At 69.3% G+C, this 26,508-nt stretch carries 25 protein-coding genes, 2 tRNA genes and 1 pseudogene; 11 read left to right on the forward strand and 17 right to left on the reverse strand.

Annotated features, from left to right (window positions below; genetic code table 11):
• Window positions 1–17: 17 nt before the first annotated feature.
• The 5 genes from ACFFQA_RS35690 to ACFFQA_RS35710 form a co-directional block, all read right to left on the reverse strand.
• The gene (locus ACFFQA_RS35690; RefSeq protein ID WP_377862103.1) at window positions 18–722 is read right to left on the reverse strand and encodes a M50 family metallopeptidase; all 705 of its coding nucleotides are present in this window, start codon (window positions 720–722) and stop codon (window positions 18–20) included.
• Between the two features lie 36 nt (window positions 723–758).
• Window positions 759–1,148, reverse strand: a complete 390-nt coding sequence (locus ACFFQA_RS35695; RefSeq protein ID WP_377862106.1) for a DUF4233 domain-containing protein — start codon at window positions 1,146–1,148, stop codon at window positions 759–761.
• Window positions 1,145–1,318: a hypothetical protein gene (locus ACFFQA_RS35700; protein ID WP_377862108.1), complete on the reverse strand. Its 174-nt coding sequence runs from the start codon at window positions 1,316–1,318 to the stop codon at window positions 1,145–1,147. Before ACFFQA_RS35700 ends, ACFFQA_RS35695 begins: the two co-directional genes overlap by 4 nt.
• The gene (folC, locus tag ACFFQA_RS35705; protein ID WP_377862111.1) at window positions 1,315–2,694 is read right to left on the reverse strand and encodes a bifunctional tetrahydrofolate synthase/dihydrofolate synthase; all 1,380 of its coding nucleotides are present in this window, start codon (window positions 2,692–2,694) and stop codon (window positions 1,315–1,317) included. The genes ACFFQA_RS35700 and folC overlap by 4 nt, the downstream gene beginning before the upstream one ends.
• 220 nt (window positions 2,695–2,914) lie before the next feature.
• Window positions 2,915–5,593, reverse strand: a complete 2,679-nt coding sequence (locus tag ACFFQA_RS35710; RefSeq protein ID WP_377862114.1) for a valine--tRNA ligase — start codon at window positions 5,591–5,593, stop codon at window positions 2,915–2,917.
• Window positions 5,594–5,656: 63 nt separating this feature from the next.
• Here ACFFQA_RS35710 and ACFFQA_RS35715 point away from each other — a divergent pair, with 63 nt between their 5' ends.
• Window positions 5,657–6,484 (forward strand): hypothetical protein, encoded by an 828-nt coding sequence (locus ACFFQA_RS35715; protein ID WP_377862117.1) that lies wholly within the window; start codon window positions 5,657–5,659, stop codon window positions 6,482–6,484.
• A 268-nt stretch (window positions 6,485–6,752) separates the two neighbouring features.
• On the opposite strand, the gene ACFFQA_RS35720 is transcribed toward ACFFQA_RS35715, so the two are convergent.
• Entirely contained in the window at window positions 6,753–7,352 is a 600-nt protein-coding gene (locus tag ACFFQA_RS35720) for a GNAT family N-acetyltransferase (RefSeq protein WP_377862120.1), read from the reverse strand.
• A 70-nt stretch (window positions 7,353–7,422) separates the two neighbouring features.
• Between ACFFQA_RS35720 and ACFFQA_RS35725 the strand changes: the two genes are divergently transcribed.
• Window positions 7,423–8,196: a TetR/AcrR family transcriptional regulator gene (locus ACFFQA_RS35725; RefSeq protein ID WP_377862123.1), complete on the forward strand. Its 774-nt coding sequence runs from the start codon at window positions 7,423–7,425 to the stop codon at window positions 8,194–8,196.
• A gap of 4 nt (window positions 8,197–8,200) precedes the next feature.
• Complete coding sequence (locus ACFFQA_RS35730) at window positions 8,201–10,501, forward strand: FdhF/YdeP family oxidoreductase (RefSeq protein WP_377862125.1); 2,301 nt, start codon at window positions 8,201–8,203, stop codon at window positions 10,499–10,501.
• Between the two features lie 312 nt (window positions 10,502–10,813).
• Here ACFFQA_RS35730 and ACFFQA_RS35735 read toward each other — a convergent pair whose 3' ends face one another.
• Window positions 10,814–12,139: an L-lactate MFS transporter gene (locus ACFFQA_RS35735; RefSeq protein ID WP_377862128.1), complete on the reverse strand. Its 1,326-nt coding sequence runs from the start codon at window positions 12,137–12,139 to the stop codon at window positions 10,814–10,816.
• A gap of 75 nt (window positions 12,140–12,214) precedes the next feature.
• On the opposite strand from ACFFQA_RS35735, the gene fdhD reads away from it, so the two are divergent.
• From fdhD to ACFFQA_RS35755, 4 genes and pseudogenes are all read left to right on the forward strand, one after another.
• Window positions 12,215–13,039: a formate dehydrogenase accessory sulfurtransferase FdhD gene (gene fdhD / locus ACFFQA_RS35740; protein ID WP_377862131.1), complete on the forward strand. Its 825-nt coding sequence runs from the start codon at window positions 12,215–12,217 to the stop codon at window positions 13,037–13,039.
• Window positions 13,039–13,608 (forward strand): annotated as a pseudogene (locus tag ACFFQA_RS35745) (CaiB/BaiF CoA transferase family protein); the annotation flags it as partial. The gene fdhD and the pseudogene ACFFQA_RS35745, both read left to right, overlap by 1 nt.
• 38 nt (window positions 13,609–13,646) lie before the next feature.
• The gene (locus ACFFQA_RS35750) at window positions 13,647–14,222 is read left to right on the forward strand and encodes a CoA transferase (protein ID WP_377862134.1); all 576 of its coding nucleotides are present in this window, start codon (window positions 13,647–13,649) and stop codon (window positions 14,220–14,222) included.
• A gap of 126 nt (window positions 14,223–14,348) precedes the next feature.
• Window positions 14,349–15,269 carry an alpha/beta hydrolase gene (locus ACFFQA_RS35755; protein WP_377862137.1) on the forward strand — a complete coding sequence of 307 codons (921 nt, stop codon included), beginning with the start codon at window positions 14,349–14,351 and terminating at the stop codon, window positions 15,267–15,269.
• A gap of 33 nt (window positions 15,270–15,302) precedes the next feature.
• On the opposite strand, the gene ACFFQA_RS35760 is transcribed toward ACFFQA_RS35755, so the two are convergent.
• The 6 genes from ACFFQA_RS35760 to ACFFQA_RS35785 all read right to left on the reverse strand — a co-directional run bounded on the left by ACFFQA_RS35760 (window position 15,303) and on the right by ACFFQA_RS35785 (window position 21,109).
• On the reverse strand, window positions 15,303–15,917 hold the full coding sequence (locus tag ACFFQA_RS35760) for an RBBP9/YdeN family alpha/beta hydrolase (protein WP_377862139.1): 615 nt from the start codon (window positions 15,915–15,917) through the stop codon (window positions 15,303–15,305).
• A 101-nt stretch (window positions 15,918–16,018) separates the two neighbouring features.
• Window positions 16,019–17,296, reverse strand: a complete 1,278-nt coding sequence (gene clpX / locus ACFFQA_RS35765; RefSeq protein WP_377862142.1) for an ATP-dependent Clp protease ATP-binding subunit ClpX — start codon at window positions 17,294–17,296, stop codon at window positions 16,019–16,021.
• A 251-nt stretch (window positions 17,297–17,547) separates the two neighbouring features.
• On the reverse strand, window positions 17,548–18,174 hold the full coding sequence (locus ACFFQA_RS35770) for an ATP-dependent Clp protease proteolytic subunit (RefSeq protein ID WP_377862145.1): 627 nt from the start codon (window positions 18,172–18,174) through the stop codon (window positions 17,548–17,550).
• 33 nt (window positions 18,175–18,207) lie between these two features.
• Entirely contained in the window at window positions 18,208–18,783 is a 576-nt protein-coding gene (locus tag ACFFQA_RS35775; protein WP_377862322.1) for an ATP-dependent Clp protease proteolytic subunit, read from the reverse strand.
• Window positions 18,784–19,012: 229 nt separating this feature from the next.
• Window positions 19,013–20,359: a trigger factor gene (gene tig, locus ACFFQA_RS35780; RefSeq protein ID WP_377862148.1), complete on the reverse strand. Its 1,347-nt coding sequence runs from the start codon at window positions 20,357–20,359 to the stop codon at window positions 19,013–19,015.
• Between the two features lie 676 nt (window positions 20,360–21,035).
• Window positions 21,036–21,109 (reverse strand) — tRNA-Pro (locus tag ACFFQA_RS35785).
• 67 nt (window positions 21,110–21,176) lie between these two features.
• On the opposite strand from ACFFQA_RS35785, the gene ACFFQA_RS35790 reads away from it, so the two are divergent.
• Window positions 21,177–21,250 (forward strand) — tRNA-Gly (locus ACFFQA_RS35790).
• Between the two features lie 67 nt (window positions 21,251–21,317).
• A complete protein-coding gene (locus ACFFQA_RS35795) occupies window positions 21,318–21,785 on the forward strand; it encodes a MarR family winged helix-turn-helix transcriptional regulator (protein WP_377862151.1) in 468 nt (155 codons plus the stop codon).
• A 3-nt stretch (window positions 21,786–21,788) separates the two neighbouring features.
• Here the strand turns inward: ACFFQA_RS35795 and ACFFQA_RS35800 are convergent, their stop codons facing one another.
• The 3 genes from ACFFQA_RS35800 to ACFFQA_RS35810 all read right to left on the reverse strand — a co-directional run bounded on the left by ACFFQA_RS35800 (window position 21,789) and on the right by ACFFQA_RS35810 (window position 23,515).
• Window positions 21,789–22,565, reverse strand: coding sequence for an oxidoreductase (locus tag ACFFQA_RS35800; protein ID WP_377862154.1), 777 nt, complete (start codon window positions 22,563–22,565; stop codon window positions 21,789–21,791).
• Window positions 22,566–22,637: 72 nt separating this feature from the next.
• Complete coding sequence (locus ACFFQA_RS35805) at window positions 22,638–23,204, reverse strand: TetR/AcrR family transcriptional regulator (protein ID WP_377862157.1); 567 nt, start codon at window positions 23,202–23,204, stop codon at window positions 22,638–22,640.
• Window positions 23,205–23,248: 44 nt separating this feature from the next.
• A complete protein-coding gene (locus tag ACFFQA_RS35810; RefSeq protein ID WP_377862160.1) occupies window positions 23,249–23,515 on the reverse strand; it encodes a hypothetical protein in 267 nt (88 codons plus the stop codon).
• Between the two features lie 128 nt (window positions 23,516–23,643).
• Between ACFFQA_RS35810 and ACFFQA_RS35815 the strand changes: the two genes are divergently transcribed.
• Window positions 23,644–24,867, forward strand: a complete 1,224-nt coding sequence (locus ACFFQA_RS35815) for a GNAT family N-acetyltransferase (protein WP_377862162.1) — start codon at window positions 23,644–23,646, stop codon at window positions 24,865–24,867.
• 80 nt (window positions 24,868–24,947) lie between these two features.
• A complete protein-coding gene (locus tag ACFFQA_RS35820) occupies window positions 24,948–25,685 on the forward strand; it encodes a hypothetical protein (protein WP_377862165.1) in 738 nt (245 codons plus the stop codon).
• A 1-nt stretch (window position 25,686) separates the two neighbouring features.
• Here the strand turns inward: ACFFQA_RS35820 and ACFFQA_RS35825 are convergent, their stop codons facing one another.
• Window positions 25,687–26,496 carry an Fpg/Nei family DNA glycosylase gene (locus tag ACFFQA_RS35825; RefSeq protein WP_377862168.1) on the reverse strand — a complete coding sequence of 270 codons (810 nt, stop codon included), beginning with the start codon at window positions 26,494–26,496 and terminating at the stop codon, window positions 25,687–25,689.
• Window positions 26,497–26,508: the final 12 nt, after the last annotated feature.

The following is a 26,508-nucleotide window of genomic DNA, read 5'->3' on the forward strand; positions in this document are numbered from 1 at the left end:
CTTTCCGCCTCAGCGACTCAGAAAACTATTCCAGTGAGCATCCAGGTGGTGCCGAGGGCGAGCGAGCCGAGGGTGACGACGAAGAACACCAGCACCCAGGTGACCGCGGGCGTGCTCGTCAGCCGGGCGAGCTGGTCGGCGTCGGAGTCCCGAGCCCGGCCCCGGCTGCGCTTGCGCTGGAGCTCGCTCACCGGGCGCACGCCGCCGACGAGCAGGAACCAGGTGATCAGGTACGCCAGCGCGGCCTGCACACCACTGGTGGTCAACATCGACACCGACACCAGTGCGGCCCCGGTGACCAGCAGCAACGCCGCTCCGTAGATGTTGCGGACCATGATCAGCATGGCCAGCAGGACCGCGGTGCAGACCCACAGCAGCAGCGTGATCCGGTTGGTCCCCAGCAGCGCGGCGAACCCCAGCCCGACCAGTGCCGGGGCCACGTAGCCCGCGAGCGAGGTGAAGACCATCCCGGGCCCGGTCGGCCGGCCCCGGGAGACGGTCACCCCAGAGGTGTCCGAGTGCAGCCTGATCCCGCTGAGCCGCCTGCCGACCAGCACCGCGACCAGCGCGTGGCCCGCCTCGTGCACGATGGTGATGATGTTGCGGGCCAGCCGCCACGGGGTGTGCGAGAGCACCACGACCAGTGCGACCACGCCCGTCACCAGGACCACAGGCGGCGGAGGGGCGGCCTGGGCCTCGATGAGTTCCGTCCAGAAGTCCACCCCACACAGTTAGCAGATCTGGGGTGGCGGGCTCCGTCAGGAGGCCGCGGCCTGCGCGGCCTCTCGACGGCGAAGATCATGGCGCAGCCAGAGCAGCGCGCCCCAGACCAGGGCGAAGACCACTCCGAGCACGCCAAGGGTGAAGACGACGAAACCGGCGGCGATCATCAGGACCTGCAGGCCGACCGCGAGGCCGAGACCCCACGGCTTGCCCTGGAACCCACTGGCCACGACCATCGCCACCGCGAGCGCGCCGACCAGGATGCCGCCCGTGCCGGTGATGTCCTGGAACTTGGCGATGACCAGCAGCGACAGCGCCACCACGATCGCCTCCATCACCAGCGTGCCCGCCTGGATGCCGCGCAGACCCTTCCACGGGTCCTTGCGGCGAGCCTGGGGGCCGGGCCGCGTCGGCGCCTCGGTCATCGCGCGCGCCGCCGGTTGGCGGGGCCGCCCGCGACGAGGGACCGCATACCGCGCTCCTGGGCGACCTTGACCACGGAGAACCCGCGGACGACGCGCCAGGGACGATCATCGAACTCGGCGTCCCGGTTGGCCGTGTTCTGCGGCGGCTTGGGACGGGAACAGGACTTCATGACGGCTCCTTGCCAAAAAGTGCGCGGGTATCCCCAGCAGTGATCACGGAACCGGTGATCAGCACACCGCCACCGGACAGCACTTCGTCCGGGGAGTCGGTCTCCTCGGCCAGCTGCACGCCGACCTCGACCGCGTCCTCGAGCCTCGGCTCGACGACGATGCGATCCTCGCCAAACACCGAGCGGGCGATGCCGGCGAGTTCGTCGGCGTCCATCGCGCGCGGGGACGAGTTCTGGGTGAGCACCACTTCGGAGACCACCGGTTCCAGCTCTGACAGGATGCCGTACGCATCCTTGTCGCGCATCACCCCGACTACAGCGATCAGTCGACGAAACGCGAACTCACTAGAGATGGTGGCCGCGAGGGCGCGGGCACCATGTGGATTGTGCGCCGCGTCGACCAGAACCGCAGGTGCTGACCGCACCCGCTCCAGTCGCCCAGGCGTGGAGACCCCTCCGAATGCCACCCGAACGGCTTCCGCGTCGAGCTGCCGATCGGGCCCGGCGCCGAAGAACGCCTCCGCGGCGGCCAGCGCGAGCGAGGCGTTCTTCGCCTGGTGTTCACCGTGCAGCGGCAGGAAGATCTCGTCGTAAACGCCGCTCAGGCCTTGCAGCCTGAGCATCTGCCCGCCGACGGCGACCTCGCGCTCCAGGACCCCGAACTCCATGCCCTGGCGCGCCACGGTGGCGTCCACCTCGACGCAGCGCTTGAGCAGGACCGCGGCGACCTCGCTCTGCTGCTCGGCGAGCACCGCGACCGCGCCGGGCTTGATGATCCCGGCCTTCTCCTCGGCGATCCGGAGCACGTCGTCACCGAGGAAGTCGACGTGGTCGATCCCGATCGGTGTGATGATGGCCACCTGCCCGTCGGCGACGTTGGTGGCGTCCCACGAGCCGCCGAGCCCCACCTCGACGACCGCCGCCTCGACCGGGGCGTCGGCGAAGGCGGCGAAGCCCATCGCGGTCAGCACCTCGAACTTGCTCAGCGCGGGCTTCCCGGCCTCCTGCGAGGCCTTGTCGATCATCCCGAGGTACGGCTCGATGTCCCGGTAGACCTCGACGTAGCGCTCGGGGCTGATCGGCGCCCCGTCGATGCTGATCCGCTCGGTGGCCAGCTGCAGGTGCGGGCTGGTGTAACGCCCGGTGCGCAGGCCCACGGTGCTCAGCAGGGCGTCGAGCATCCGGGAGGTGGAGGTCTTGCCGTTGGTCCCGGTGATGTGCAGCACGGGATAGGAGCGCTGCGGCTCACCGAGGAGGTCCACCAGCGCGCGGATGCGGTCCAGGGACGGCTCGATCTTCGTCTCGGGCCAGCGCTGGTTCAGCTCGGCCTCGACCGCGTTGAGCGCGGCCAGGGCGGCGGGATCGATTCGAGGCACTTCTCACTCCCCCGACGGGGCTGGGTTCACGGGGGTTGGCTTCACGTCAAACCAGTCTACGACCGGCGCTTTTCCACCCCGCGCCGGGCACCGCTTCCCCGCCTGCCCTTCACTCCCGCCCCATGCTCGTCGGCGGGGCGGAGAACCCCGTTTCGCACTCGTAGCGGGGAAGGAGAGCGCTTCTCCAACCCCGCTACGAGTCCGACGAAACGGGCGACGCCTACGCCTCCGGCAGGGTGGCGAGGCGGGCGGTGATGCGGTCGATGTCGGCCTGGGCCGCCTCGCGCCGCGCGCGGATCTTCTCCACCACCTCGGCCGGGGCCTTGTCGGTGAACTTCGGGTTGTTGAGCTTCGCGTCGGTGCCCGCGTACTCCTTCTCCGCGACCGCGAGGTCCTTGGCAAGCCGCTTGCGCTCGGCGGCCACGTCGATCGCGCCGGAGAGGTCCAGCTCGACGGTCACCGTGCCCGAGGGCAGGCCGAGCTCGAAGGAGGCCGAGACCGCGAAGGACTCGCCCGGCTCGGTCAGCCGGACCAGCGAGCGCAGCGCGGGCTCCATGCCGCCCAGCCCCGCCGCGTCCATGCCGACCAGCCGCGCCGCGACCTTCTGGCCGGGCTTGAGGCCCTGGTCGGAGCGGAAGCGGCGGATCTCGGTGACCAGCTTCTGCACCGAGGCGATCCGCTCCGCCGAGCCGAGGTCCTTGGCCAGGCCGGAGGGCCTGGGCCACGGCGCGACCACCAGGGACTCGTTGCCGGTCAGCGTGGTCCACAGCTGCTCGGAGATGAACGGGGCGACCGGGTGCAGCAGCCGCAGCACGGTGTCGAGCACGTGGCCGAGGACCGCGCGGGTTGGCTCGGCCTGGACGGGGTCGGCGAGCTGCACCTTGGCGAGTTCGAGGTACCAGTCGCAGTACTCGTCCCACACGAAGTGGTAGAGCGCCTCGGTGGACTTGGCGAACTGGAAGTCGTCCAGCAGCGTGTCCATCTCGCCGGTGAGCTCGTCGAGGCGGCCGAGGATCCACCGGTCGGCGTCGGTGAGCTCGGCGAGCGTCGGCGGGTTCTTGACGACCTTGGCGCCGTTCATCATCGCGAAGCGGGTGGCGTTCCACAGCTTCGTGCAGAAGTTGCGGGAGCCGCCGACCCACTCCTCGCTGATCGGCACGTCGGTGCCGGGGTTGGCGCCGCGGGCGAGGGTGAAGCGCAACGCGTCGGTGCCGTAGGTGTCCATCCACTCCAACGGGTTCACCACGTTGCCGGCGGACTTGGACATCTTCTTGCCCTTGGCGTCCCGGACCATGCCGTGCAGCGCGATGGTGTGGAACGGCGGCAGGCCGTCCATCGCGTACAGGCCGAACATCATCATCCGGACGACCCAGAAGAACAGGATGTCGTAGCCGGTTACCAGGACGCTGGTCGGGTAGTACTTCGCCAGGTCCTCGGTCTTGTCCGGCCAGCCCATGGTGGAGAACGGCCACAGCCCGGAGGAGAACCAGGTGTCGAGGACGTCCTCGTCCTGCCGCCAGCCCTCGCCGGTGGGCGGCTGCTCGTCGGGGCCGACGCAGACCATCTCGCCGTTGGGGCCGTGCCAGACCGGGATGCGGTGGCCCCACCACAACTGCCGCGAGATGCACCAGTCGTGCATGTTGTCGGTCCAGTCGAAGTAGCGCTTGGCCATCTCCGGCGGGTGGACGTTGACGCGGCCCTCGCGCACCGCGTCGCCGGCGGCCCGCGCCAGCGGCCCGACGTTGACGAACCACTGCATGGACAGGCGCGGCTCGATCGGCTCCTTGCCGCGCTCGCTGTGCCCGACGCTGTGCAGGTACGGCCGCTTCTCCGCGACGATGCGGCCTTCCTCGCGCAGCGCCTCGCGGATCGCCACCCGCGCCTCGAAGCGGTCCATGCCGTCGAAGCGGGTCCCGGAGTTCGCGATCCGGCCCTGCTCGTCCATGATCGTCGGCATCGGCAGGTCGTGCCGCTTGCCGAGCTCGAAGTCGTTGGGGTCGTGCGCCGGGGTGATCTTGACGGCGCCGGAGCCGAAGGCCGGGTCGACGTAGTCGTCGGCGACGATCGGGATCTTGCGACCGGTGAGCGGGTGGTCGATCTCGGTGCCGACCAGGTGCTTGTACCGCTCGTCGTCGGGGTGCACCGCGACGGCGGTGTCACCGAGCATCGTCTCCACCCGCGTGGTGGCGACGACGATCGAGGCGTCCCCGTCGCCGTAGCGCATGGAGACCAGCTCGCCCTCGACCTCGATGTGGTCGACCTCGGCGTCGGAGAGCACCGAGCGCATCGCGGGCGACCAGTTGACCAGCCGCTCGGCCCGGTAGATCAGCCCGTCGTCGAAGAGGCGCTTGAAGATCGTCTGGACGGCGCGGGACAGGCCCTCGTCCATGGTGAAGCGCTCGCGCGTCCAGTCGACGCTGTCGCCGAGGCGGCGCATCTGGGACAGGATCTTGCCGCCGTGCTCGGCCTTCCACTCCCAGGTGCGCTCGACGAACGCCTCGCGGCCGAGCTCGCGCCGGGAGGTGCCCTCCTCGCGCAGCTGCTTCTCCACCAGCGCGTGCACCGCGATGCTGGCGTGGTCCATGCCGGGCAGCCACAGGGCGTCGTAGCCCTGCATGCGGCGGCGGCGGATCAGCGCGTCGATCAGGGTGTGCTCGAAGGCGTGGCCGATGTGCAGGCTGCCGGTGACGTTGGGCGGCGGGATGACGATGGAGAACGGCGACCGCTCGCTGTCCGGGCGCGCCGTGAAGTAGCCGCGGTCTACCCACCGCTGGTACAGCTCGCCCTCTACCCGCGCGTGGTCCCACTGCGCGGGGAGTTCGGTGCTGGCCTGGGGCGGAAGGGTTTCTGTCACGCCTGGAGAGTTTACGGAGCGCCGCGAAGCCCTTTCATCCGACATCGCCCCCGCCGACGGCTCCCGCTGCTAGCGTTCCGCCGCTACTCACTCACCAGGGGGACCGGAATGGGCGACGACCTGACCAGGCGAAGGCGGAGCGGCAACGTGGTCGTCTCGGTGCTCGCGATCGTCGGCATCCTCGGCATCGCTGGGTTGATGTACCAGGACGGCCGCTTCGACGGGCTGCTCGGCGGCACCGGGGCGACGACGGAACCCGCTCCGGTCAACGCCTTTCTCGGCACCCCGATGGCGAACTGGGCCGAGGGCGCCACTGGCTTCACCGCTCCCCCACCCGCCCAGGTCGGCACGTACGGACCGGACAGGGTGGCCGCGTTCACCGACCGCGTCCGAGCGATGCTCGTGGCGGCCAGGCTGAACCCCGACGTGCTCACCGGCAAGACCCTCCAGCCGGTGCTGGACCTCTACGCCCCGGACGCGCGTGCGGAGGTCAAGGGCACCCAGGCGGAGCTGGGCTGGGCGCGCACGCTCATCTCGCCGAAGGTCCGGCTGGCCGCCGATCCGCCGCGGGTCTCCGGCTCGATGACGATCACCACCGGCGACCGGGGAGCCCTGCTGGCGAAGACGAACTTCATCGTCGCCTACGCCTTCCAGCACGACGCGCCGCAGCGGCTCGGCGACCCGACCGACCGGATCGTGGTGGAACGCTGGGAGATGGAGTACCTGCTGCACGAGGAGGACGGTCTGGGGCTGTGGTTCGGCAAGGGCGACGGCTTCACCTACCTGATGGACTGCGGGCCCGCGAAGGAAGGACTGCTGGCGCCCACCTTCGGCGCCAACCGGCGCGTGCAACCCACGGGACCGGCCGCGGAGCACGACCAGTCGTACTACCTCGACCACACCAAGCCGATCGGCACCGAGAACTCCTGCGCCTAGACCGCATCCCGCGCCCAGCACCTGTCCTGCACGTGGTAACACCACCTCACCACCCCCTGACGCCCTCCCCCTCCGGCACCCTTACCCTCCGGCACCCTCACCCACGTGCCCCTCCTTTCGCGTTTTGTCACCTTGATGCGAAATGGGAGCGCTCTTTTGCGCATCAAGGTGACAAAACGCGAAAACCCCGACCACGCCAGCCAGCCCACGGGGGCACGGGGGGGGTGGTGCCACCTCGGGGCATCGGGACGACTTGCAGGACAAAGCGCTAGACCCGCCACATCCCGCGCAGCGTCGGACCGCCGTCGGGGACCTGGATGGCGCTGATCACCTTGAAACCGAAGCGCTCGTAGAGCGGCACGTTCGCGTCGATGCACTCCAGGTAGGCCGGAAGGCCGCCGCAGTCCGACAGCCGCGACCGCAGAAGCGCGCCGCCCACTCCGGTCCCCTGCGCGCTCGGCTCGGTCCCGAGCACCGACAGGAACCAGTGCGGCTCCTTGGGATGCGCCGCCTCCAGCACGGCGTCGAGCTTCGCGCCCTGTCGGCTGATCCGCACGAACTGCACCGGTCCCGCCGCGGCCAGCATGGCCGGGGCCGCGAGCAACTGGCGCCACCGAGGCGTCTTCGCACGTCCCGGCGGCGCCCACAACGCCACGCCGAGGATCGCGCCGTCGTTCTCCGCGACCTCGCAGCCGCCCCGCGCGAGGTAGGCGTGCCTGATCAGGGCGGCGATCATCCGCGGGTAGACCCGGCGGCGCTGCTCAGCGTCGGCGAACACCCAGTTCATCACCGGGTCCTCGTCGAAGGCCCTGACCAGCACCTCGCTCATGGCCCTCGCGTCCGTTGCGACCGCGGCTCGAACCCGCATCACCCGCTCCTCCCAGTGTATGACGTACACAGTTAAGTGTACGTCATACACAGTTCTACGATGAGCCCCGATGGCAACCGAGTACAGCGGTGGTGACCCCGAGCGCAGCCTGGAGCTGCTCTGGGGTGGACGAACGCGCCCGAGCCGCGGCCCCAAACCCGCGCTGACCCTGGACCGCATCGCGCTCGCCGCGATCGAGATCGCCGACACCGACGGCCTCGGCGCGCTGTCCATGCGCGCGGTCGCCGAACGGCTCGGGTTCACCACGATGTCGCTCTACCGCCACGTGCCTGGCAAGGCCGAGCTGCTGGACGTCATGGTGGACACCGTCAACGCGGAGTCGCCGATGCTGGAGGAGGTCGAAGGCGGCTGGCGGGCGAAGATGGAGGTCTGCGCGCGCGAGGAGTGGGCGCTGTTCCACCGCCACCCGTGGGTCCTGCAGCTCGCGTGGCACCGCCCCGCCCTCGGCCCCAACGGCACCACGGCCTACGAGTCCGCGCTCACCGCACTGTCCGGCATCGGCTTGTCCGACAACGAGATCGTCGCTGTCTTCAACACCCTCTACGGCTACGTGCGCGGAGCCGCCCGCGTCTCGGTGGACGCGAAGCTGGCGGAGCGGCACACCGGCGTCACCGAGGACGAGTGGTGGTCGAGCCGTGACCGGTACTGGCGGGAGCTGGTGACACCGGAACGGTTTCCCACCCTGAACCGGATCAGGCGTTCAGACGCGTTCGACGCGATCGGGATGGACTTCGAGTTCGGCCTCGAACGGGTGCTCGACGGACTCGCCGCGCTGATCGACTCGCGTCCTCTTGGTGCGAAGGCGGACGACCGAGCACTATGAGTGCATGAGTCGCAAGCCCCCGGCGCACGACGTCGACGAGTCCCAGCTGGTCGTTGGCAAGCCAAAGGAGTGGGCCGCTGGCATTCCCGGCGTGGCTGTCTCGCTCAAACGCAGCGTGGAGCAGATGGGCGTCGGCCGGACGGTGCGTTCGCTGAAGCTGCTCAACCAGCACAACGGCGTGGACTGCCCCGGGTGCGCGTGGCCGGAGGCGCAGGGCCACCGCAAGCTCGCCGAGTTCTGCGAGAACGGGGCGAAGGCGATCGCCGAGGAGGCGACCCGGCGCCGGGTGGACCGCGAGTTCTTCGCCAGGCACGGCATCGCCGAGCTCGCAGGCAAGACCGACTACTGGTTGGGGCAGCAGGGACGGCTGACCGAGCCGATGGTGTTGCGGCGCGGGGAAACCCACTACTCGCCGATCTCCTGGGACGGCGCGTTCGCGCTCATCGCGGAGAAGCTCAACGCGCTCGCGAGCCCGGACGAGGCGATCTTCTACACCTCCGGCCGCACCAGCAACGAGGCCGCGTTCCTCTACCAGCTGTTCTGCCGCAGCTACGGCACGAACAACCTGCCCGACTGCTCGAACATGTGCCACGAGTCCTCCGGCGCGGCGCTGAAGGAGACCATCGGCATCGGCAAGGGCTCGGTGTCGCTCGCCGATGTGGAGTCGGCGGACCTGCTGGTCGTGGTGGGCCAGAACCCGGGCACTAACCACCCGCGCATGCTCTCCTCGCTGGAGGTCGCCAAGAAGCGCGGCGCGAAGATCGTCGCGGTGAACCCGTTGCCGGAAGCGGGCCTGCTCCGCTTCAAGAACCCGCAGAACGTCAGCGGCCTCGTCGGCAGGGGGACGGCGCTGGCGGACGAGTTCTGCCAGATCCGGCTCGGCGGTGACCTCGCGTTCTTCCAGGCGATCGGCCACCTGATGCTGGCTGCGGAGGACGCGGCGCCGGGCACGGTGCTGGACCGCTCGTTCATCGACGAGCGGACCCACGGCTTCGACGCCTACGCCGAGCACGTCCGCGACCTCGACTGGGACGCCGTCGACGCGGCCACCGGCCTGCCGCGCGAGCAGATCGCCAAGGTCTCCCGCATGATGATCGAGTCCGAGCGGACCATCATCTGCTGGGCGATGGGCCTGACGCAGCACAAGCACTCCGTGCCGAGCATCCGCGAGATCGTGAACGTGCTGCTGCTGCGCGGAATGATCGGCAAGCCGGGGGCCGGGGCCTGCCCGGTGCGCGGCCACTCCAACGTGCAGGGCGACCGCACCATGGGCATCTGGGAGAAGATGCCGGAGGAGTTCATGTCCGCGCTGGAGAAGGAGTTCTCCATCTCCGTACCGCGCAAGCACGGCTACGACACAGTGGACTCGCTGCGCGCGATGCGCGACGGCAGGGCGTCGGTGTTCTTCGCGATGGGCGGCAACTTCGTCTCCGCCACCCCGGACACCGAGCTCACCGAACGCGCGCTGTCCTCGTGCGCGTTGACGGTGAACGTCTCGACGAAGCTCAACCGCTCGCACGTGGTGCCCGGCGAGATTTCCCTTATCCTGCCGACACTTGGCCGCACGGAGCGCGACATCCAGCAGGATGGCGAGCAGTTCGTCAGCGTCGAGGACTCGATGTCGGTCGTGCACAGCTCGCGCGGCCGCAACGCACCGGCGAGTGAGCACCTGCTCTCCGAGGTCGCGATCGTCGCCCGCATGGCGCGCAAGGTCCTCGGCGACGCGCACGTGGTCCGGTGGGAGGACTTCGAGTCCGACTACGACCGCATCCGCGACCGCATCGAGCGCGTGATCCCCGGCTTCGCCAACTACAACGAGCGCATCCGCGACAAGGACGGCTTCGTACTACCGCATCCGCCCCGTGACAGTCGCGAGTTCCGCACCACGACGGGGAAAGCGAACTTCAGCGCGAACACCTTCGAAGCACCGCACATCCCGGAGGGCCGGCTGCTGCTGCAGACCGTGCGCAGCCACGACCAGTTCAACACGACGATCTACGGCCTCGACGACCGCTACCGCGGCGTGAAGGACGCGCGACGGGTCGTCTTCGTCAACCCCGACGACCTCGCCGTGCTGGGCATCGCCGACGGAGCGGTCGTGGACCTGGTCAGCGAGTGGGCGGGCGACGCCGACCGCACCGCGGAGCGCTTCCGGGTAGTGGCCTACCCCACCGCCAAGCGCTGTGCGGCGGCCTACTTCCCGGAGGCGAATGCCTTGGTGCCACTGGATTCCACGGCGAAGATCTCCAACACCCCGACGTCGAAGTCCATCGTGATCCGCCTGGTACCACGGAACGACGACTAGGCCCCCGCACGCCGCGTTCGGGTCGTCGGGAGACGACCCGAACGACTCAAGCTCGTCCTCCAACTCGTCCCGATAGCCCGAGCCGGCGACCCACTCTGGGCCGCACCGCGGTGCTGCGGGCGCGAGGGCAGGGGCTGGCGTGGGCCGGCGCGGGCTGGCGCGGTCGATGGTTTTCGCGTTTTGTCACCTTAATGCGCGAAAGAGCGCTCCCATTTCGCGCTAAGGCTCCACAACGCGATCGAGAGAGCACCGGGTGACGGGATGAAGGGGTGGGCGGCCGGTGACGTGGTGGCGCCGCCGGCAGAGCACCGACTACGCGGGCTCGTGGTAGCGCGGGTGCACCGGCCGCACGAGCTCGTTCGCGATGAACGCGATGACCAGCAAGGTGATCACGGCGTAGAACGACACCGTGTAGAGCTCGGGCCCCACCTTGCCCGCCGCCCGCTGCGAGTCGGCGACGGCGTTGATGATCAGCGGCCCGAGCACGCCCGCGACCGACCACGCGGTGAGCACGCGACCGTGGATCGCGCCGACCTGGTAGCTGCCGAAGAGGTCCTTGACGTAGGCGGGAATCGTGGCGAACCCACCGCCGTAGAAGGAGATGATCAGCATGGTGCACAGGAAGAACAGCGGCTTGGAGGCGTTGCCCATCAAGGCGATCGCCAGGTACAGCAGCGCGCCGACACCGAGGTAGATCCGGTAGACGTTCTTGCGACCCACGATGTCCGACGCGGAGGACCAGAGGAAGCGGCCGAGCATGTTCACCAGGGACAGGACCGCGACGAACCCGGCGGCCACCGCGACGCCGACCTCGGCCGAGGTGCGCGCGAAGAAGTCCTGGAGCATCGGCGCGGCCTTCTCCAGGATGCCGATGCCCGCGGTGACGTTGAAGCACAGCACCACCCACAGCAGCCAGAACTGCGGCGTCCTGACCGCGTTGTTGGCGGAGACGTTCGCGGTGGTGACCAGCTTGCGCCGGACGGCGGGCGGGTTCCACCTCGGGGGCTTCCAGTCCTCGGCGGGCACGCGCACCAGCAGCACGCCGATCGTCATGAACACCGCGTAGACCACGCCGTGCACCAGGAACGTGGTGGAGATGCCCGAGATGTCCCTGCCGAAGCCCTCCAGCATCGCCGTCGACCACGGCGACGCGACCAGGGCGCCGCCGCCGAAGCCCATGATCGCGATGCCGGTGGCCATGCCCGGCCGGTCCGGGAACCACTTGATCAGCGTGGACACCGGGGAGATGTAGCCGACGCCGAGCCCGATCCCGCCGACGAACCCGTAGCCGAAGACCACCAGCCAGAACTGCTCAGTGGCCACACCGAGCGCCGAGATCAGGAAGCCCGCCGAGAAGCACACCATCGAGACGAACATCGCCCAGCGCGGGCCGTTGCGCTCGATCACCGTGCCGACGACGGCGGCGGACAGGCCGAGCATGACCATGGCGAGCTGGAACGGCAGCGCGCTCGCCGTCCCGTTGAGCCCGAGCGCGTCCTCCAGCGGCGGCTTGAAGACGCTCCACGCGTACGCCTGACCGATGGCGAGGTGCACGGACAACGCGGCCGGAAGGACCCACCACCGGCTCCAGCCGGATTTAGCGACAATACGAGACCTGCTCAGAAAGCTAGCCGCCACCACTCGAGCACCTCCGGCCAGACAAATGACGAGGCAACATAGCGTGTACCTCAGAGCCCTCCGAAGGAGGCCCACATGGGCAGGGTGACGGTCCGCCGCCAGGTGCTGCGGATCTCCGACGGCCGCGAGATCCGGCGCCCGGACGCGCTCGCCGCCGAGGAGCCGCTGGAGCTTCGCGTGGACGGTCGTGCGCTCACGGTCACCATGCGGACCCCCGGCCACGACGTCGAACTGGCGCACGGCTTCCTCCAGACGGAGGGCGTGATCAACTCGGTCGAGGACGTCCGGACCGCGCGCTACTGCGACGGCACCGACGAGGACGGCAAGAACACCTACAACGTGCTCGACCTCGCGCTCGCGGCTCACGTTCCCCCGATCGAGCGCGGAGTCGAGCGCAACTTCCACACGACCTCGGCGTGCGGGGTGTGCGGCAAGGCGGCGCTGGAGTCGGTCCGGGTGCGCAGCCACCACGACCTCACGCGCGACGACACGAAGGTCGGCGTCGGGACCCTGCTCTCGTTGCCCCACAAGCTGCGCGAAGCCCAGCGGGTCTTCGACAGCACCGGTGGCCTGCACGCGGCCGGGCTCTTCACCGCGGCCGGGCAGCTCCTCGCGGCGCGGGAGGACGTCGGCAGGCACAACGCCGTGGACAAGGTGATCGGCTGGGCGCTGATGTCCGGCCGGGTCCCGCTGCGCGGCTGCGTGCTGATGGTGTCCGGGCGCGCGTCCTTCGAGCTCGTCCAGAAGGCGGCGATGGCGGGCGTCCCGGTGCTGGCGGCGGTCTCCGCCCCGTCCTCCCTGGCCGCCGACCTCGCGGCCGAACAGGGCATGACGCTGGTCGGCTTCCTCAGGGAGACCTCGATGAACGTCTACTCCGGACAGTCCAGAGTGGACCGTTGATGCGGCCGCTCGACGGTGTCGTCGTGGTGAGCCTCGAACAGGCGGTCGCCGTGCCCTACGCCTCACGGCTGCTCGCCGACCTCGGCGCACGGGTGATCAAGGTCGAACGCGTCGGCGGCGGCGACTTCGCACGGCGCTACGACAACGCCTGCGGCGAGGTCTCCTCGTACTTCGCGTGGACCAACGTCGGCAAGGAGTCCGTCACCCTGGACTTCAAGCAGCCCGCGGGCCGTGAGGTCCTGGACCGCCTCGTCGAGCGCGCCGACGTGGTGCTGTGCAACCTCTCCCCCGCCGCCGCCCGGCGGATCGGGGTGGACGCAGAGACGCTGCGAGCGCGACGCCCGGACCTGATCGTCGGCGAGCTGTCCGGCTACGGCGACGGCGGGCCCTACTCGGAGCGCAAGGCCTACGACGCGCTGGTGCAGTCCGAGGCCGGACTGATCGAGCTGACCGGCGAAGGCAAGGTGACCGCCCGCACCGGGATCTCCGTCGCCGACATCTCCGGCGGCGTCCACCTGCACTCCGCGGTCCTGGCGGCGCTCTACCACCGTCAACGCACCGGTGAGGGCACCGCACTGCGGCTGTCGTTGCTGGAGTCACTGGCGGAGTGGATGCAGCAGCCTCTGCTCTACGCCACTGGCACCGGCCGCGTTCCGCCCCGGTCTCGGGCGCGCACCACGCCAGCATCGCGCCGTACGGGCCGTTCCGGTGCGGTAACGGCGCGACGGTGCACCTCGCGGTGCAGAACGAGCCGCAGTGGACACGGCTGTGCGAACAGGTCCTGCGACGTCCGGAGCTGGCGGTGGACCCGCGGTTCACCACGGTCGCCTCCCGGGTCGATCACCGCGACGAGCTGCACTCCGAGCTCCAACGGACCTTCGACGGGCTGACCGCGGAGGAGCTGCTCCTCGCCCTGGACACCGCCGACGTGCCGGCCGCCCGAACGAGGGATGTCCTCGGGCTTGCCGACCACCCACAGCTCGCAGCGCGTGACCGCTGGCGCGAGGTCCCCACCCCGGGTGGCGCGCAGGCCCGGATGCTGCGCCCGCCGGTGGACGCTACGCATTGGAGCTGGTCACCGACACCCGTCCCCCGATTGGGGCAGCACACCGGCGAGGTGCTGCGCTGGCTGGGCTACGACGACCAGAGCGCCCGTGAACTCCACGAAAAGGGAGTCGTCTGACAACCGCCTTTAGAGTGTGAGCTAGCTCACTTAGAAAGATTTCCCTGCAATGGGTAACGAGAATGGCTCCAATTGCGTCAAGTGAGTACGGGGATGATTCGTCCCCGACTCGCGGGGAGGTTCGAAGTGGCCCAGGGGGGCATCAGTCAGCGCAGCGCCGTCACGCGGCGCACGGTGCTGATCAGCGCGGCCGCGGGGGCGGCTGCCACGGTCACTCTCGGAGTGGGTGCGAGCAGCGGAGTACTGCGGCCGGCGGAGAAGGGGCTCAAGCCGGTCGCGACGCTGCCCAGCACCACACCGGCACTGGCGTCGCTGCCCTCTCGCGGCGTGATGCGCGTGGAGCGGGTCCGATCCACCTACCGCAGGCAGAACGTGGAGATCGCCACCTTCCTGCCCAGCGTCACCAGCGGCAACCTGCCGGTCTGCCTGCTGCTGCACGGCCGTTTCGGCAACGCCCGCTCGGCCCCGGGCGGGGACCTGGCCGGCGCGTTGGCGAACGCGGTCAACAAGGGCCACGTCCGTCCCTTCGCGTTCGTCGCGGTGGACGGCGGTGCCAACACCTACTGGCACCAGCAGCAGAACGACAACCCGATGGCGATGCTGCTGGAGGAGGTCCCGCGCTGGCTGGTCGAGCGCGGCCTCGGCGGCCCGGACGGCGTGCCCTTCGCGGTCTCCGGCATCTCCATGGGCGGCTTCGGCGCCTTCCTGTACGCCCGCCGCCGCCTGGAGCAGCGGAACCCGGTGCGCGCGATCGCGGCGGTCTCCCCGGCGCTGATCACCTCCTGGGGCGAGATGAGCAAGCGCAGGGCCTTCCGCGACCAGGCGGAGTGGGCCTCGATGGACCCGCTGCGCAACATCGACAAGCACGGCGCGGCCAAGGTCGGCATGTGGTGCGGCACGGAGGACAGCTTCATCGGCGGGGTCCGCCAGTTCATCCAGCGCGCCAAGCCCGCGGTGGCCGCGACGGGCCCCGGAGGCCACAACCACGCCTTCTACAACCGGGTGCTGCCGGACGTGGTCCGTTTCGTGGGCCGCAACCTACCCTGACACAGCGGCCAACTGGATCAGCGCCCAACTGGATCAGGTGCTGATGGGGGCGTTGTCCAGCACCGACGCGCGGGTGCCCAGCGCCCATTCGAGGGCGGCCGGCCAGCGCTGGAAGCCCGAGTCGGCGTTGAGGTGCTCACCGCCGGGGACGACGTCCAGTTCCACCCCGAGCTCCGCCGCCAGCGCACGGGACTCCGCCTGGGAGCTGTACGGGTCGCCCTGACCCGCCACCATGCGGGTGGTGCTCGCCGCGAGGCGGACACCTCGGGCGTCCAGGACCACCGAGCGGAAACCGTTCCAACCGGGGTGGATCGCGTTCACCGTCGGCGGGGCGACCAGGAGGACCCGGTGCGCCCGCCGGGTCCGGCCGCTCAGGGTGGCCGCGTGGTGCAGCCACAGGATGCCGCCGAGGGAGTGCGTGAGCACCACCAGGTCCGCGTCGGGCGGGACGGTGCCGAGGCGGTGGCGCAGCACCGGGAGCCACGAGTCCAGGTCGGGGTGCGCGGGGTCCGGGAGGCGGGGGTGGTCCACGGTCACGCCGTACCGGGGCAGCTCCGCCGCGAGCCAGCTCTGCCAGTGGTCGGTGCCCGATCCGGTCCAGCCGTGCAACAGCAGCACGTAGCCCCGACGAACACTGTCCCGACGCATGTCCGCTCCTCTCGGTGGTAGTTCAGTACTACCGCCGGGAGGAGCGGAGGAGAATCAGCTGTCCGGGTGCGCGCCCGGTGCGGGTGCGCAAGATAGCCCGATCAGGCGGACTTCTCGCGACGCTCGCGCCGGGTGGGCTGGCGCGCCACGATGGTCGGGTTCACGTTCTCCCGCACCGTCTGCTCGGTGATCACGACCTTGGCGACGTCGGTGCGGCTGGGGATGTCGTACATCACCGGCTGGAGCACCTCCTCCATGATCGCGCGCAGGCCACGGGCACCCGTGCCGCGCAGGATCGCCTGGTCGGCGACGGCCTCCAGGGCCGACTTGGTGAACTCCAGCTCGACGCCGTCCATCTCGAACAGCCGCTGGTACTGCTTGGACAGCGCGTTGCGCGGCTCGGTGAGGATCTGCACCAGCGAGGGCTTGTCCAGGTTCGACACCGCGGCGACCACGGGCAGCCGTCCGATGAACTCCGGGATCAGCCCGAACTTGATCAGGTCCTCCGGCATCACGTCGGCGAAGATGTCGGTCGCCTCGACCTCGGCCTTGGAGCGGATCTCCGCGCCGAAGCCCAGGCCGCGCTTGCCGATCCGGTCCTGCACGATCCGCTCGAGCCCCGCGAAGGCCCCGGCCACGATGAACAGCACGTTCGTCGTGTCGATCTGGATGAACTCCTGGTGCGGGTGCTTGCGACCGCCCTGCGGCGGCACGCTCGCGGTGGTGCCCTCCAGGATCTTCAGCAGCGCCTGCTGCACGCCCTCGCCCGAGACGTCCCTGGTGATCGACGGGTTCTCGCTCTTGCGGGCGATCTTGTCGACCTCGTCGATGTAGATGATGCCGGTCTCGGCGCGCTTGACGTCGTAGTCGGCGGCCTGGATCAGCTTGAGCAGGATGTTCTCCACGTCCTCGCCCACGTAGCCCGCCTCGGTGAGCGCCGTGGCGTCCGCGATCGCGAACGGCACGTTGAGCAGCTTCGCCAGGGTCTGGGCCAGGTAGGTCTTGCCGCAGCCGGTCGGGCCGAGCATCAGGATGTTGGACTTGGCCAGCTCGATGCTGTCCTGTCCGTCCTTGACCCGGTCGCTGGCCTGGATGCGCTTGTAGTGGTTGTAGACCGCCACCGACAGCGTGCGCTTGGCGTCGCTCTGCCCGATCACGTACTGGTCGAGGAACTCGTGGATCTCCGCGGGCTTCGGGAGCTCGTCGAGCTTGACGTCGCCGGCCTCGGCCAGCTCCTCTTCGATGATCTCGTTGCAGAGGTCGATGCATTCATCGCAGATGTACACGCCGGGGCCGGCGATGAGCTTCTTCACCTGCTTCTGGCTCTTCCCGCAGAAAGAACACTTCAGCAGGTCGCCGCCGTCACCGATACGTGCCATGGCCGTTGACCTCTGTCCCCTCCGGCGCACCCGCACGTGCGCCTGGCCGTCTACGTCCTCGACGGTACCCGTCCCACCCCGAAAAGCGAGAGTGGTAGGACACGTCTGCCGAACTGCCGTGCTCCGAACGTGTCCTTGGTAAGTGAGTCCAAGCCTCTCTCGAACACGCCGAGCGCGCAACGGAAACCGTGCCGCCCGGCGTGTCGAGACAGGACTCTCTGTTTACTACACATCAGCCCCGCGTGCGTAGCTCAGCCGGCGGAGAGCTTGCGGTAGGGCATGACCTCGTCGACGATGCCGTACTCCTTGGCCTCGACCGCGGTGAGGATCTTGTCACGGTCGATGTCGGCGCGGACCTGCTCCGGCGTCTTGTTCGTGTGCTTGGCCAGCGTGGACTCCAGCAGGTGGCGGACCCGCTGGATCTCGTTGGCCTGGATCTCCAGGTCCGACACCTGACCGTACACACCCTCGGTGGCGGGCTGGTGGATGAGCACCCGGGTGTTCGGCAGCGCGGCGCGCTTGCCGGGGGTGCCCGCGGCCAGCAGCACCGCGGCGGCCGACGCGGCCTGGCCGAGGCAGACCGTCCGGATGTCCGGGCGGACGTACTGCATGGTGTCGTAGACCGCCATCAACGAGGTGAAGGAGCCACCGGGGGAGTTGATGTACATCTGGATCTCGCGGTCCGGGTCGGCGGACTCCAGGTACAGCAGCTGCGCCATGACGTCGTTGGCCGAGACGTCGTCGAGCTGGCTGCCGACGAAGATGATCCGCTCTTCGAACAGCTTGTTGTAGGGGTTGGACTCCTTGACCCCGTAGTTCGTCCGCTCGACGAAGGACGGGAGGATGTACCGGGACTGCGGGGAGCGTGACTCGCTCATCATCTTCCTACTCTCCTATCCGGTTCGTGCGGCTCAGTTGGCCTGGGCGGCGCGGCTGATCACGGTGTCGATGAAGCCGTACTCCTTGGCTTCCTCGGCGGTGAACCAGCGGTCGCGGTCGGAGTCGGCCACGATCCGCTCGACCGGCTGGCCGGTCTGGGAGGCGATGAGCTCGGCCATCTCCCGCTTGTGGCGGGTGAGCATCTCGGCCTGGATCGCGATGTCCGCCGCGGTACCACCCACTCCGGCGGAGGGCTGGTGCATCATGATCCGCGCGTGCGGCAGGGCGTAGCGCTTGCCCCTGGTGCCCGCGGAGAGCAGGAACTGGCCCATGGAGGCGGCCAGCCCCATGCCGTAGGTGGCGACGTCCGGGGTGATGAACTCCATCGTGTCGTAGATGGCCATCCCCGCGGTGACCGAGCCACCGGGCGAGTTGATGTAGAGCTTGATGTCCTCGTCGGGGTTCTCGGCGGCCAGCAGCAGCATCTGCGCGCAGATCTGGTTGGCGATGTTGTCGTCCACCTGGGAGCCGAGGACGATGATGCGCTCCCTGAGCAGGCGCTCGTACACCGAGTCGTTGAGGTTCAGCCCGCTGGTGTTCGCCCGCATCAGGGGCGTCGGGACGGTCTCGTGCTGCGTCACGTCTGCCTGCCTTTTCCACGATGTTCGGTGGCCGCTGTACGCCACCGTGGGCGCCACGGCGTGAGCCGCCGGGTGGTTGGAAGATCTTGTTGCAATCGACCCTAACGAAAGCGGGCGGCGTCGTAGTCCCGACACCGCCCGCGTTCGCTCAGAGCGTGTCGCGGGGGTGAGCCCCGACACACCTATCGATGCTTCGTCACTCGGCGGCCGCGGCCACGGGCTCGTCGGCGCCGAACAGCTCGTTCATGTCGACGGCGGCGCCGGAGGCGTCGGTGACCGTCGCCTGGCGGACGACGCCCGCGAGGGCCTTGCCGCGGCGCACGTCGGCGTAGATCGCGCCGAGCTGGCCGGACTGCTGGGCCCGCTGCACGTACTCGTCCGGGCTGATGCCGAAGCGCTGCGCCTGGTAGACGATGCGCTCGGTGAGCTCGTTGTCGCTGACCTCGACCTGCTCGGCGTCGGCGATGGCGTCCAGCACGAGCTGGGTCTTCACCGTCTGCTCCGCGGCCTCGCGCAGCTCGGTGTCGAACTGCTCGCGGGTCTTGTCCTGACCCTCCAGCCACTGCTCCAGCTTGGCCTCGTCCTGGCCGAAGTTGTACAGCGCGTCGTACTTGCGGACGTCGACCTCGGCGGTGACCGCGGTCTCCGGCAGCGGGACCTCGGTGACCGCGAGCAGGGCCTCGAGGACCTTGTCGCGGGCCTGCATGCCCTGCTGCATGTTCTTGACCCGGCCGAGGCGGCTGCGCAGGTCGGCCTTGAGCTCGTCGAGGGTGTCGAACTCGCTGGCCATCTGGGCGAACTCGTCGTCGGCGTCGGGGAGCTGGCGCTCCTTGATCGACTGGACGACGGCGGTGACCTCGGCGTCCTTGCCGACGTGCTCGCCGGCCACCAGCTTGGTGGTGAAGGTCCTGGACTCGCCCTGGGCGGCGCCGACGAGCGCGTCGTCGATGCCCTCGATGAGCTGGCCGGAGCCGATCTCGTAGGACAGGCCGGAGGTCCTGGCGTCCTCGACGTCCTCGCCGTCGACCGTCGCGGAGAGGTCGATCACGACGAAGTCGCCCTGCTGCGCCGGCCGGTCGACGCCGGTCAGGCTGCCGAAGCGGGCACGCAGCTCGTCGAGCTGGGTGTCCACCTCCTCGTCGGTCAGCTCGACGTCGTCGACGCTGACGGCGAGCTCGCCGAAGGCGGGGACGGTGATCTCGGGGCGGACGTCGACCTCGGCGGTGAAGGCGAGCAGGTCGCCGTCCTCCAGCTTGGTCAGCTCGATGTCGGGGCGGCCGAGGGTCCGCACCTCGCCGCTGTTCACGGCCTCCAGGTACTTGGCCGGGATCGCCTCGTTGACCACCTCGTCGAGGACGACGCCCCGACCGATGCGGTTCTCCAGGACACGCGCGGGGGCCTTGCCGGGGCGGAAGCCCGGGATGCGGACCTGCTTGGCGAGCTTCCGGTAGGCCCGGTCAAAGTTCGCCTTCAGCTCGTCGAACGGCACCTCGACGTTGATCCGGACGCGCGTCGGGCTCAGCTGCTCGACGGTGCTCTTCACGTATTTCTCCTCGTGCGGACAAACAAGCGTGCGCAAACCCCGGCGACACCGGATGCGGCCCCGGGTATTTCCCGGCGAGTCTAGGTCTCCCCCGAACCACGACCCCAACCGCCCCAAGCCACCCCCACCGCCCCGACCACCGAAGCACCCAACACCCACCCCCAAAAGCAGCCACCCCAACCCCGAAGGCAGCACCCACCCCCACCCGGCACCGCAGGCAGCCCGGCCCCCAACACCACAAGCAGCCACCCCAACCCCGAAGGCAACTGACCCCCACACCCCACGACCCGAAGGCCACCGCCCCAGCGCCGAAGGCAACTGACCCCACACGGACCCAGCACCACAAGCAGCCGAACCCCAACGCCAAAGGCAGCTGCACACACCGCCGCGACCCCGAAGGCCACCGCCCCCAGCACCACAGGCAGCTGCCCCCACACCCCCAGCGCCGAAGGCAGCTGCACACACCCGCGGCGCCGAAGGCAACTGACCCCCACACCCCCGCGGCGCCGAAGGCAGCCGATCCCCCAGCGCCGCAGGCAGCTGGTCCCCACCCAGGAAGCAACGCAGGAACGAAGGAGCCCGCACCGTGGGGGGCATGGGGGGCTCGGCCCCCCAATACGATGAAGGGCGACCCAAGTCCGCGCTTTCCGCGGACATGGATCGCCCAGGTCGACCGTCGGGGTGACAGGATTTGAACCTGCGACCCCCCGCTCCCAAAGCGGGTGCGCTACCAAACTGCGCCACACCCCGGTGTGCCTCGCATGAGCCTAGCCGGACGTTGTAGGCTTATCTCGTCGCCCACTCCGGTTGGCGTCACGCGGGTGTAGCTCAATGGTAGAGCCCCAGCCTTCCAAGCTGACCACGCGGGTTCGATTCCCGTCACCCGCTCCACCCTCGGAAGGCCGTCCCCAGTGGACGGTCTTCCGTTTTTTCCGCGTTTGACGTTTACAGTCGAGGCATGAGCAAGCCGCGGTGGTTGTCCTCGCCGGAGATGCGAGCCTGGCTCGGCTACCTGGAGGCGACCAACCTGCTGGAGCGCCGGTTGGAGCGCCAGCTGCAGGACGAGGCCGGGCTCTCCCATCCGCAGTACGACATCCTGGCCACGCTCTCGGCGAGCCCGGAGCGGCGGATGCGGATGACCGAGCTGGCCGCCGCGGTGATCGTCTCCAAGAGCGGGCTGACCTATCAGGTCGGCAAGCTGGAGAAGGCGGGCTTCGTGCGCAGGCAGGCTGATCCCTGCGACGAGCGCGGCGTGCTCGCGGTGCTCACCGAAGAGGGCGTGGAGCTGCTGCGGCGGGTCGCGCCCGGCCATGTGCGCACGGTGCGCACGTACTTGATCGATCTCCTCTCGCCGCAGCAGCTCACCCAGCTAACCGAGATCACCGAGGCCATGACCGAGAAGCTCCGCGACGCCGGTCAGCGCTGAGCGTCACACGGCTTTGATGGTGCCGCCGTCGACGCGGTAGTCGACGCCGGTGATGTTGGCCGCGTGCGGCGAGGCGAGGAAGGCGACCAGCGCGCCCAGCTCCTCCGGCTCGGCCATCCGTCCGGTCGTGATGTCCATCGAGTTCGGCACGGTGGCCAGGAAGTCTTGCAGTGCAACACCTTCCGCTTCGGCGAGCTGTGCGCCGTACCCGGTTTCGGACTCCCACGCGGCGCTGCGGGTCGGGCCTGGGGAGACGGTGTTGACCCGCACACCGTGGGGGCCGAACTCCTCGGACAGGGCCTTGCTGAGGTTCGTCAGCGCCGCTTTCACCGCTCCGTAGTCGATGGGCGCGTACGCCTTGCGCGCGCCGATCGAGGAGATGTTGACGATGGAGCCTCGGCGTTCGACCAGACTCGGCAGCGCGGCCCTGGTGACGCGGACGGCGCTGAACAGGTTGAGCTCGATCGTGCGCTGCCATGCGGCGTCGTCGACGGTGAGGAAACCGCCCGCGTGCGCGTCACCGCCGCCGACGTTGTTGACCACCAGGTCGATTCCCCCGAAGTCCGCGAGAACCGCGGCGACGAGTCGTTCTCCCCCGTCCGCCGCCGCCAGGTCGACGGAGACGGTCGCGGCGGTGGTCTCCTTCAGCTCCGGAGTGATCGTGCGCGCGGCTCCGATGACGCGCATCCCTTCCGCCGCAAGCACTTTCGCGATACCCAGGCCGATACCCCTGCTCGCGCCGGTCACCAGGGCGACCTTGCCGTCCAGCCGCAGATCCATTGCGTTCTCCGATTTTTGAACTTGAGTTACAAAATGTGGGCGACAAAAACCACGAGCACGCGGCTCGTGGTGTCAGAGCAGGTCGAGCGCGGCCTTCACGACGCGAGCGAGCCGCTTGTCGTCCCGGTCGGCCTTGGTCAGCACCCGGAGTCCGTTCACCGTTGTCAGCAGCAGACCGGCCAACGCCAGCGGGTCCTTGCCGGAGTCGATCTCACCATCTCGCTGACCGTCCTCGATGACGGACTTGAGCGCGCCCTCCAAGCGGTCGAAACCGCGGCGCACCAAGCGATCCACGACATCGTCGCGCCCACCGGCGTCCATGCCCGCGTTGACGAACATGCAGCCGCGACCGCTGGGATCGGCGGCGATCTCCTCAAGCAGCCCGCGGACCCGCTCGCGAGCGGTGCCGGGGCGGTCGAGCACGTCCACCAGCCACTGCGAGGAGTGCTCGTAGTACCGGCGCAGCGCGCGCTCGTAGAGGTCGTGCTTGCCACCGAAGGCGTTGTAGAGGCTGCCGCGGCCGATGCCGATCCCGTCAACGAGGTCCTGGGGCGTCGTCGCGGAATATCCCTTGTCCCAGAACAGTTCCATCGCCCGCGCGACGGCCTCGTCCGGGTCGAACAGCTTCGGCCTGCCCATGCCGGGAAGCCTAGGTGGTTTTGTAATCGCGGGTCAAGTATCCCCTAGCCCTTGTCGAACTGGGCTTCCATGACGGCGATGTGCTGCTCGATGGTGACGGCCTCGGCCGCGGCGACCCTGGCGCGCTGCGCGGCGAGGGCGAGACGCCACCCGTCGTCGACGACCAGCTCGCCCGCGTCGGCCGGGATGTCCCACTCGCGCACCGCCAGGGCGAGCTCGTCGGCGATCCGGTCGGCGCGATCGGCCAGGTCGAGGAGGGACTGCCTGCCCGCTTCGGACATCAACGCTGATGACTGGTCCGGCAGATTCATGTCAATCAATTTATAGGCCTTCGACCAGGGTTCTCCCGAATTTTGACCACCGTCACACAGAGCGTGATCACCGCGTCACCGGAGAAAACCGCTGGCCGGACACATCGGGACCGAGTAGCACTGTGGCCATGACCACAGTGACGCCGCGGATCCGATCGCTCACGGAGACGGACTTCGACGCCTTCCACGACGCCACGAGCTCGGCGTTCCTGTTCCCCGCCACCGACGCGGCTCGCCAGCGAGAACGCGATCTCTTCGACCTCCGCCGCTTCCACGGTGCCTTCGACGGCGACGAGATGATCGGCGGCGCGGGAATCCTTTCCAAGAACATGACGCTGCCCGGCACCGGAATGCGCCCGGTCGCCGCGGTGACCGCGGTCGGCACCACTCCGGACAACAGGCGCAGAGGCGTGCTGACCGGTCTGATGCGCGCACAACTCGACCAGCTGCACAATGACGCGGCGGAACCGATCGCGACGTTGTGGTGTTCCGAGGCGGGCATCTACGGACGTTTCGGCTACGGCCTCGCCACTACTCGGTTCTTCACCACGGTACCCCGCGGTGCCACCTTTATGTCCACAGTGGACTGCGGTTCCGACCGGGTTCGTGAGCTCCCACGCGAGGCCGCTCTCGTTGCCTTCAAAGAGGTGTACAACCGGGTGGCACCCCGGCGCATTGGCTGGCTCAGCCGGACTGATGCCAGCTGGGAGCAGTGGTATCTCGACGACGAACAACAACGCGGCCGCTATTCACCGATGCGTTTTGCCGTGCACCCCAATGCATACGCGGCCTATCGGGTCCGCTCGAACTGGACGATCAGCGGCCCGCGTCACGAGCTGGTCGCGCACGAGATCGTCTCGGCTGACCCGGTGTCGCACGCGGCCATCTGGCGCTATCTGCTCGACATCGACCTCATCGGTGAGATGAAGTACGACAACCTCGCCATGGACGATCCGCTCCCACACATGCTCGTGGACTACCGCGCCGCGGACCGCAGGATCGGCGACGCGTTGTGGATTCGGCTCGTTGACGTCGACCGAGCGCTGACGGAGCGTCGCTACAGCGCGCCTGCGGCCCTCGTGGTGGAGCTGACCGACGCGTTCTGCCCGTGGAACGCCGGACGGTGGCGGTTGACCGTGGACGCCGACGGTGTCGCCCAGGTGAGGAGAACCGAGAGCTCCCCGGACCTGGCGATGGACGTCGCCGACCTCGGCGCGCTGTTCCTCGGCGGGACCAGCGCGGTCGCACTCGCCGGAGCGGGACGGGTCAAGGAGGTGGAGCCGGGCTCGCTGGTCCGGCTGGCTATGGCCTTCGCCACAGAGCACCAGCCCAGCTGCGCCGAGTTGTTCTAGCCGGGAACCCTGGCGGTGGACTCCGCCGTTGAACAGGGTGGTGAGGCCGGGACGACCTCGCCGTGACGGGAGGGTTCGCAATGAGCATCGTGCTGGTGCTGCTGGTCATCGCCGTGGTCGGCGGCCTGGTGATGTTGTCCCGGCAACGTGCCGCGGCCCAGCGCCGCGAGCTGGAGGACGCCAAGGCCGAGGCCCGGCGCTGGGTGGAGCGGCTCGGTGGACAGGTGATCAACCTGGTCGGCACGAACGAGGCGGCCAAGCAGGCACTGGCCGACGCGTCGGAGCGCTACACCGCCGCGGGCTCGCAGATGGAGCAGGCCAGCAGCGCGGCGCAGTGCAAGCTCGCCACGCAGACGGCGATGGAGGGCCTGTACTACGTGCGCGCGGCGCGCAGCGCGATGGACATGGACCCCGGCCCCGAGCTGCCCGACCTCAACGGCCAGCGGCACGCCGGCGCGGTGAGCGAGGACCGCGACGTCGAGGTGCAGGGCCACGCCTACGCCGCGTCGCCGCACCCGGGTCAGCGGACGCCGCACTACTACCCCGGCGGCATGGTGGCCGGACGCCCGGTGCCGCAGGGCTGGTACAGCGAGCCGTGGTGGAAGCCCGCCCTGGTCGCGGGCGCCTGGGGCGTGGGCTCGGCGCTGCTGTTCGGCGCGATGTTCTCCGGCATGGCGGGTGTCGCGGCGGCCTCGGCGATCGGCGACTTCGGCGCGGACTCCTTCGGCGACATGGGCGACATGGGCGACATGGGCATGGACTCGATCGGCGACTTCGGCGGCGGCGACTTCGGCGGCGACATGGACTTCGACTTCTGAGCTACGCCCGCTGGCAGGCGGGACACCAGTAGAGGTTGCGCGCCGCCAGCTTCGCCGTGGCGACAGGGGTGCCGCAGACCAGACAGGGCTGGAGAGCACGGCGGTAGACGTAGACCTCACCGCCGTGCCGGTCCTTGCGGGGCTCCCGGCCCATCGCCTCGGGCTCGTGCTCCGGGCGGACCGTGTCGATGCGGCCCGTCCGGACGCCGTGCTCCATCAGCTCACGGGTGTCGTCCCAGATCGTCTTCCACATCGCCTCGTCCAGGTCCTTGCCGGGCGTCAGCGGCGGGATGTTGTGGCGGAACAGCACCTCCGCGCGGTAGGCGTTGCCGACACCCGCGATGATCCGCTGGTCCATCAGCAGCGCCGCGATCGAGGTGCGGGAGTTCGAGATGCGCTGCCACGCCTTGTCCGGATCGGCGTCGGAGCGCAGCGGGTCCGGGCCGAGGCGGTCCCGGAGCGCGTCGACCTCCTCCTCGGTCAGCACGTCACAGGCGGTGGGACCGCGCAGGTCGGTCCAGTGGGTCGGCCCGACGAGGCGCATCCGCACCAGCCCCTGCGGCGGGGTGAGCGGCCGCGGGTGCTCGGCGAACTTGCCGTACAGGCCGAGGTGGATGTGCACCGTGCGGTCCGGGCCGTAGTTGTGCAGCAGGTGCTTGCCGATGGCCTCGGCGCTCTCGAAGACGCGGCCGTCGACCATCGCGGCTCCGGCGGCGAAGCGGCCCTGCGGGCTCTCGACGGCCACCTCGTGACCCGCGTAGCGCTCGTGGTGCAGCCGGGCAAGCCGGTGCAGGGTGTGACCTTCAGGCATCTGCGCTCATTC

This window comes from Allokutzneria oryzae (assembly GCF_042429765.1).
GTDB classification, from domain to species: Bacteria; Actinomycetota; Actinomycetes; order Mycobacteriales; family Pseudonocardiaceae; genus Allokutzneria; species Allokutzneria oryzae.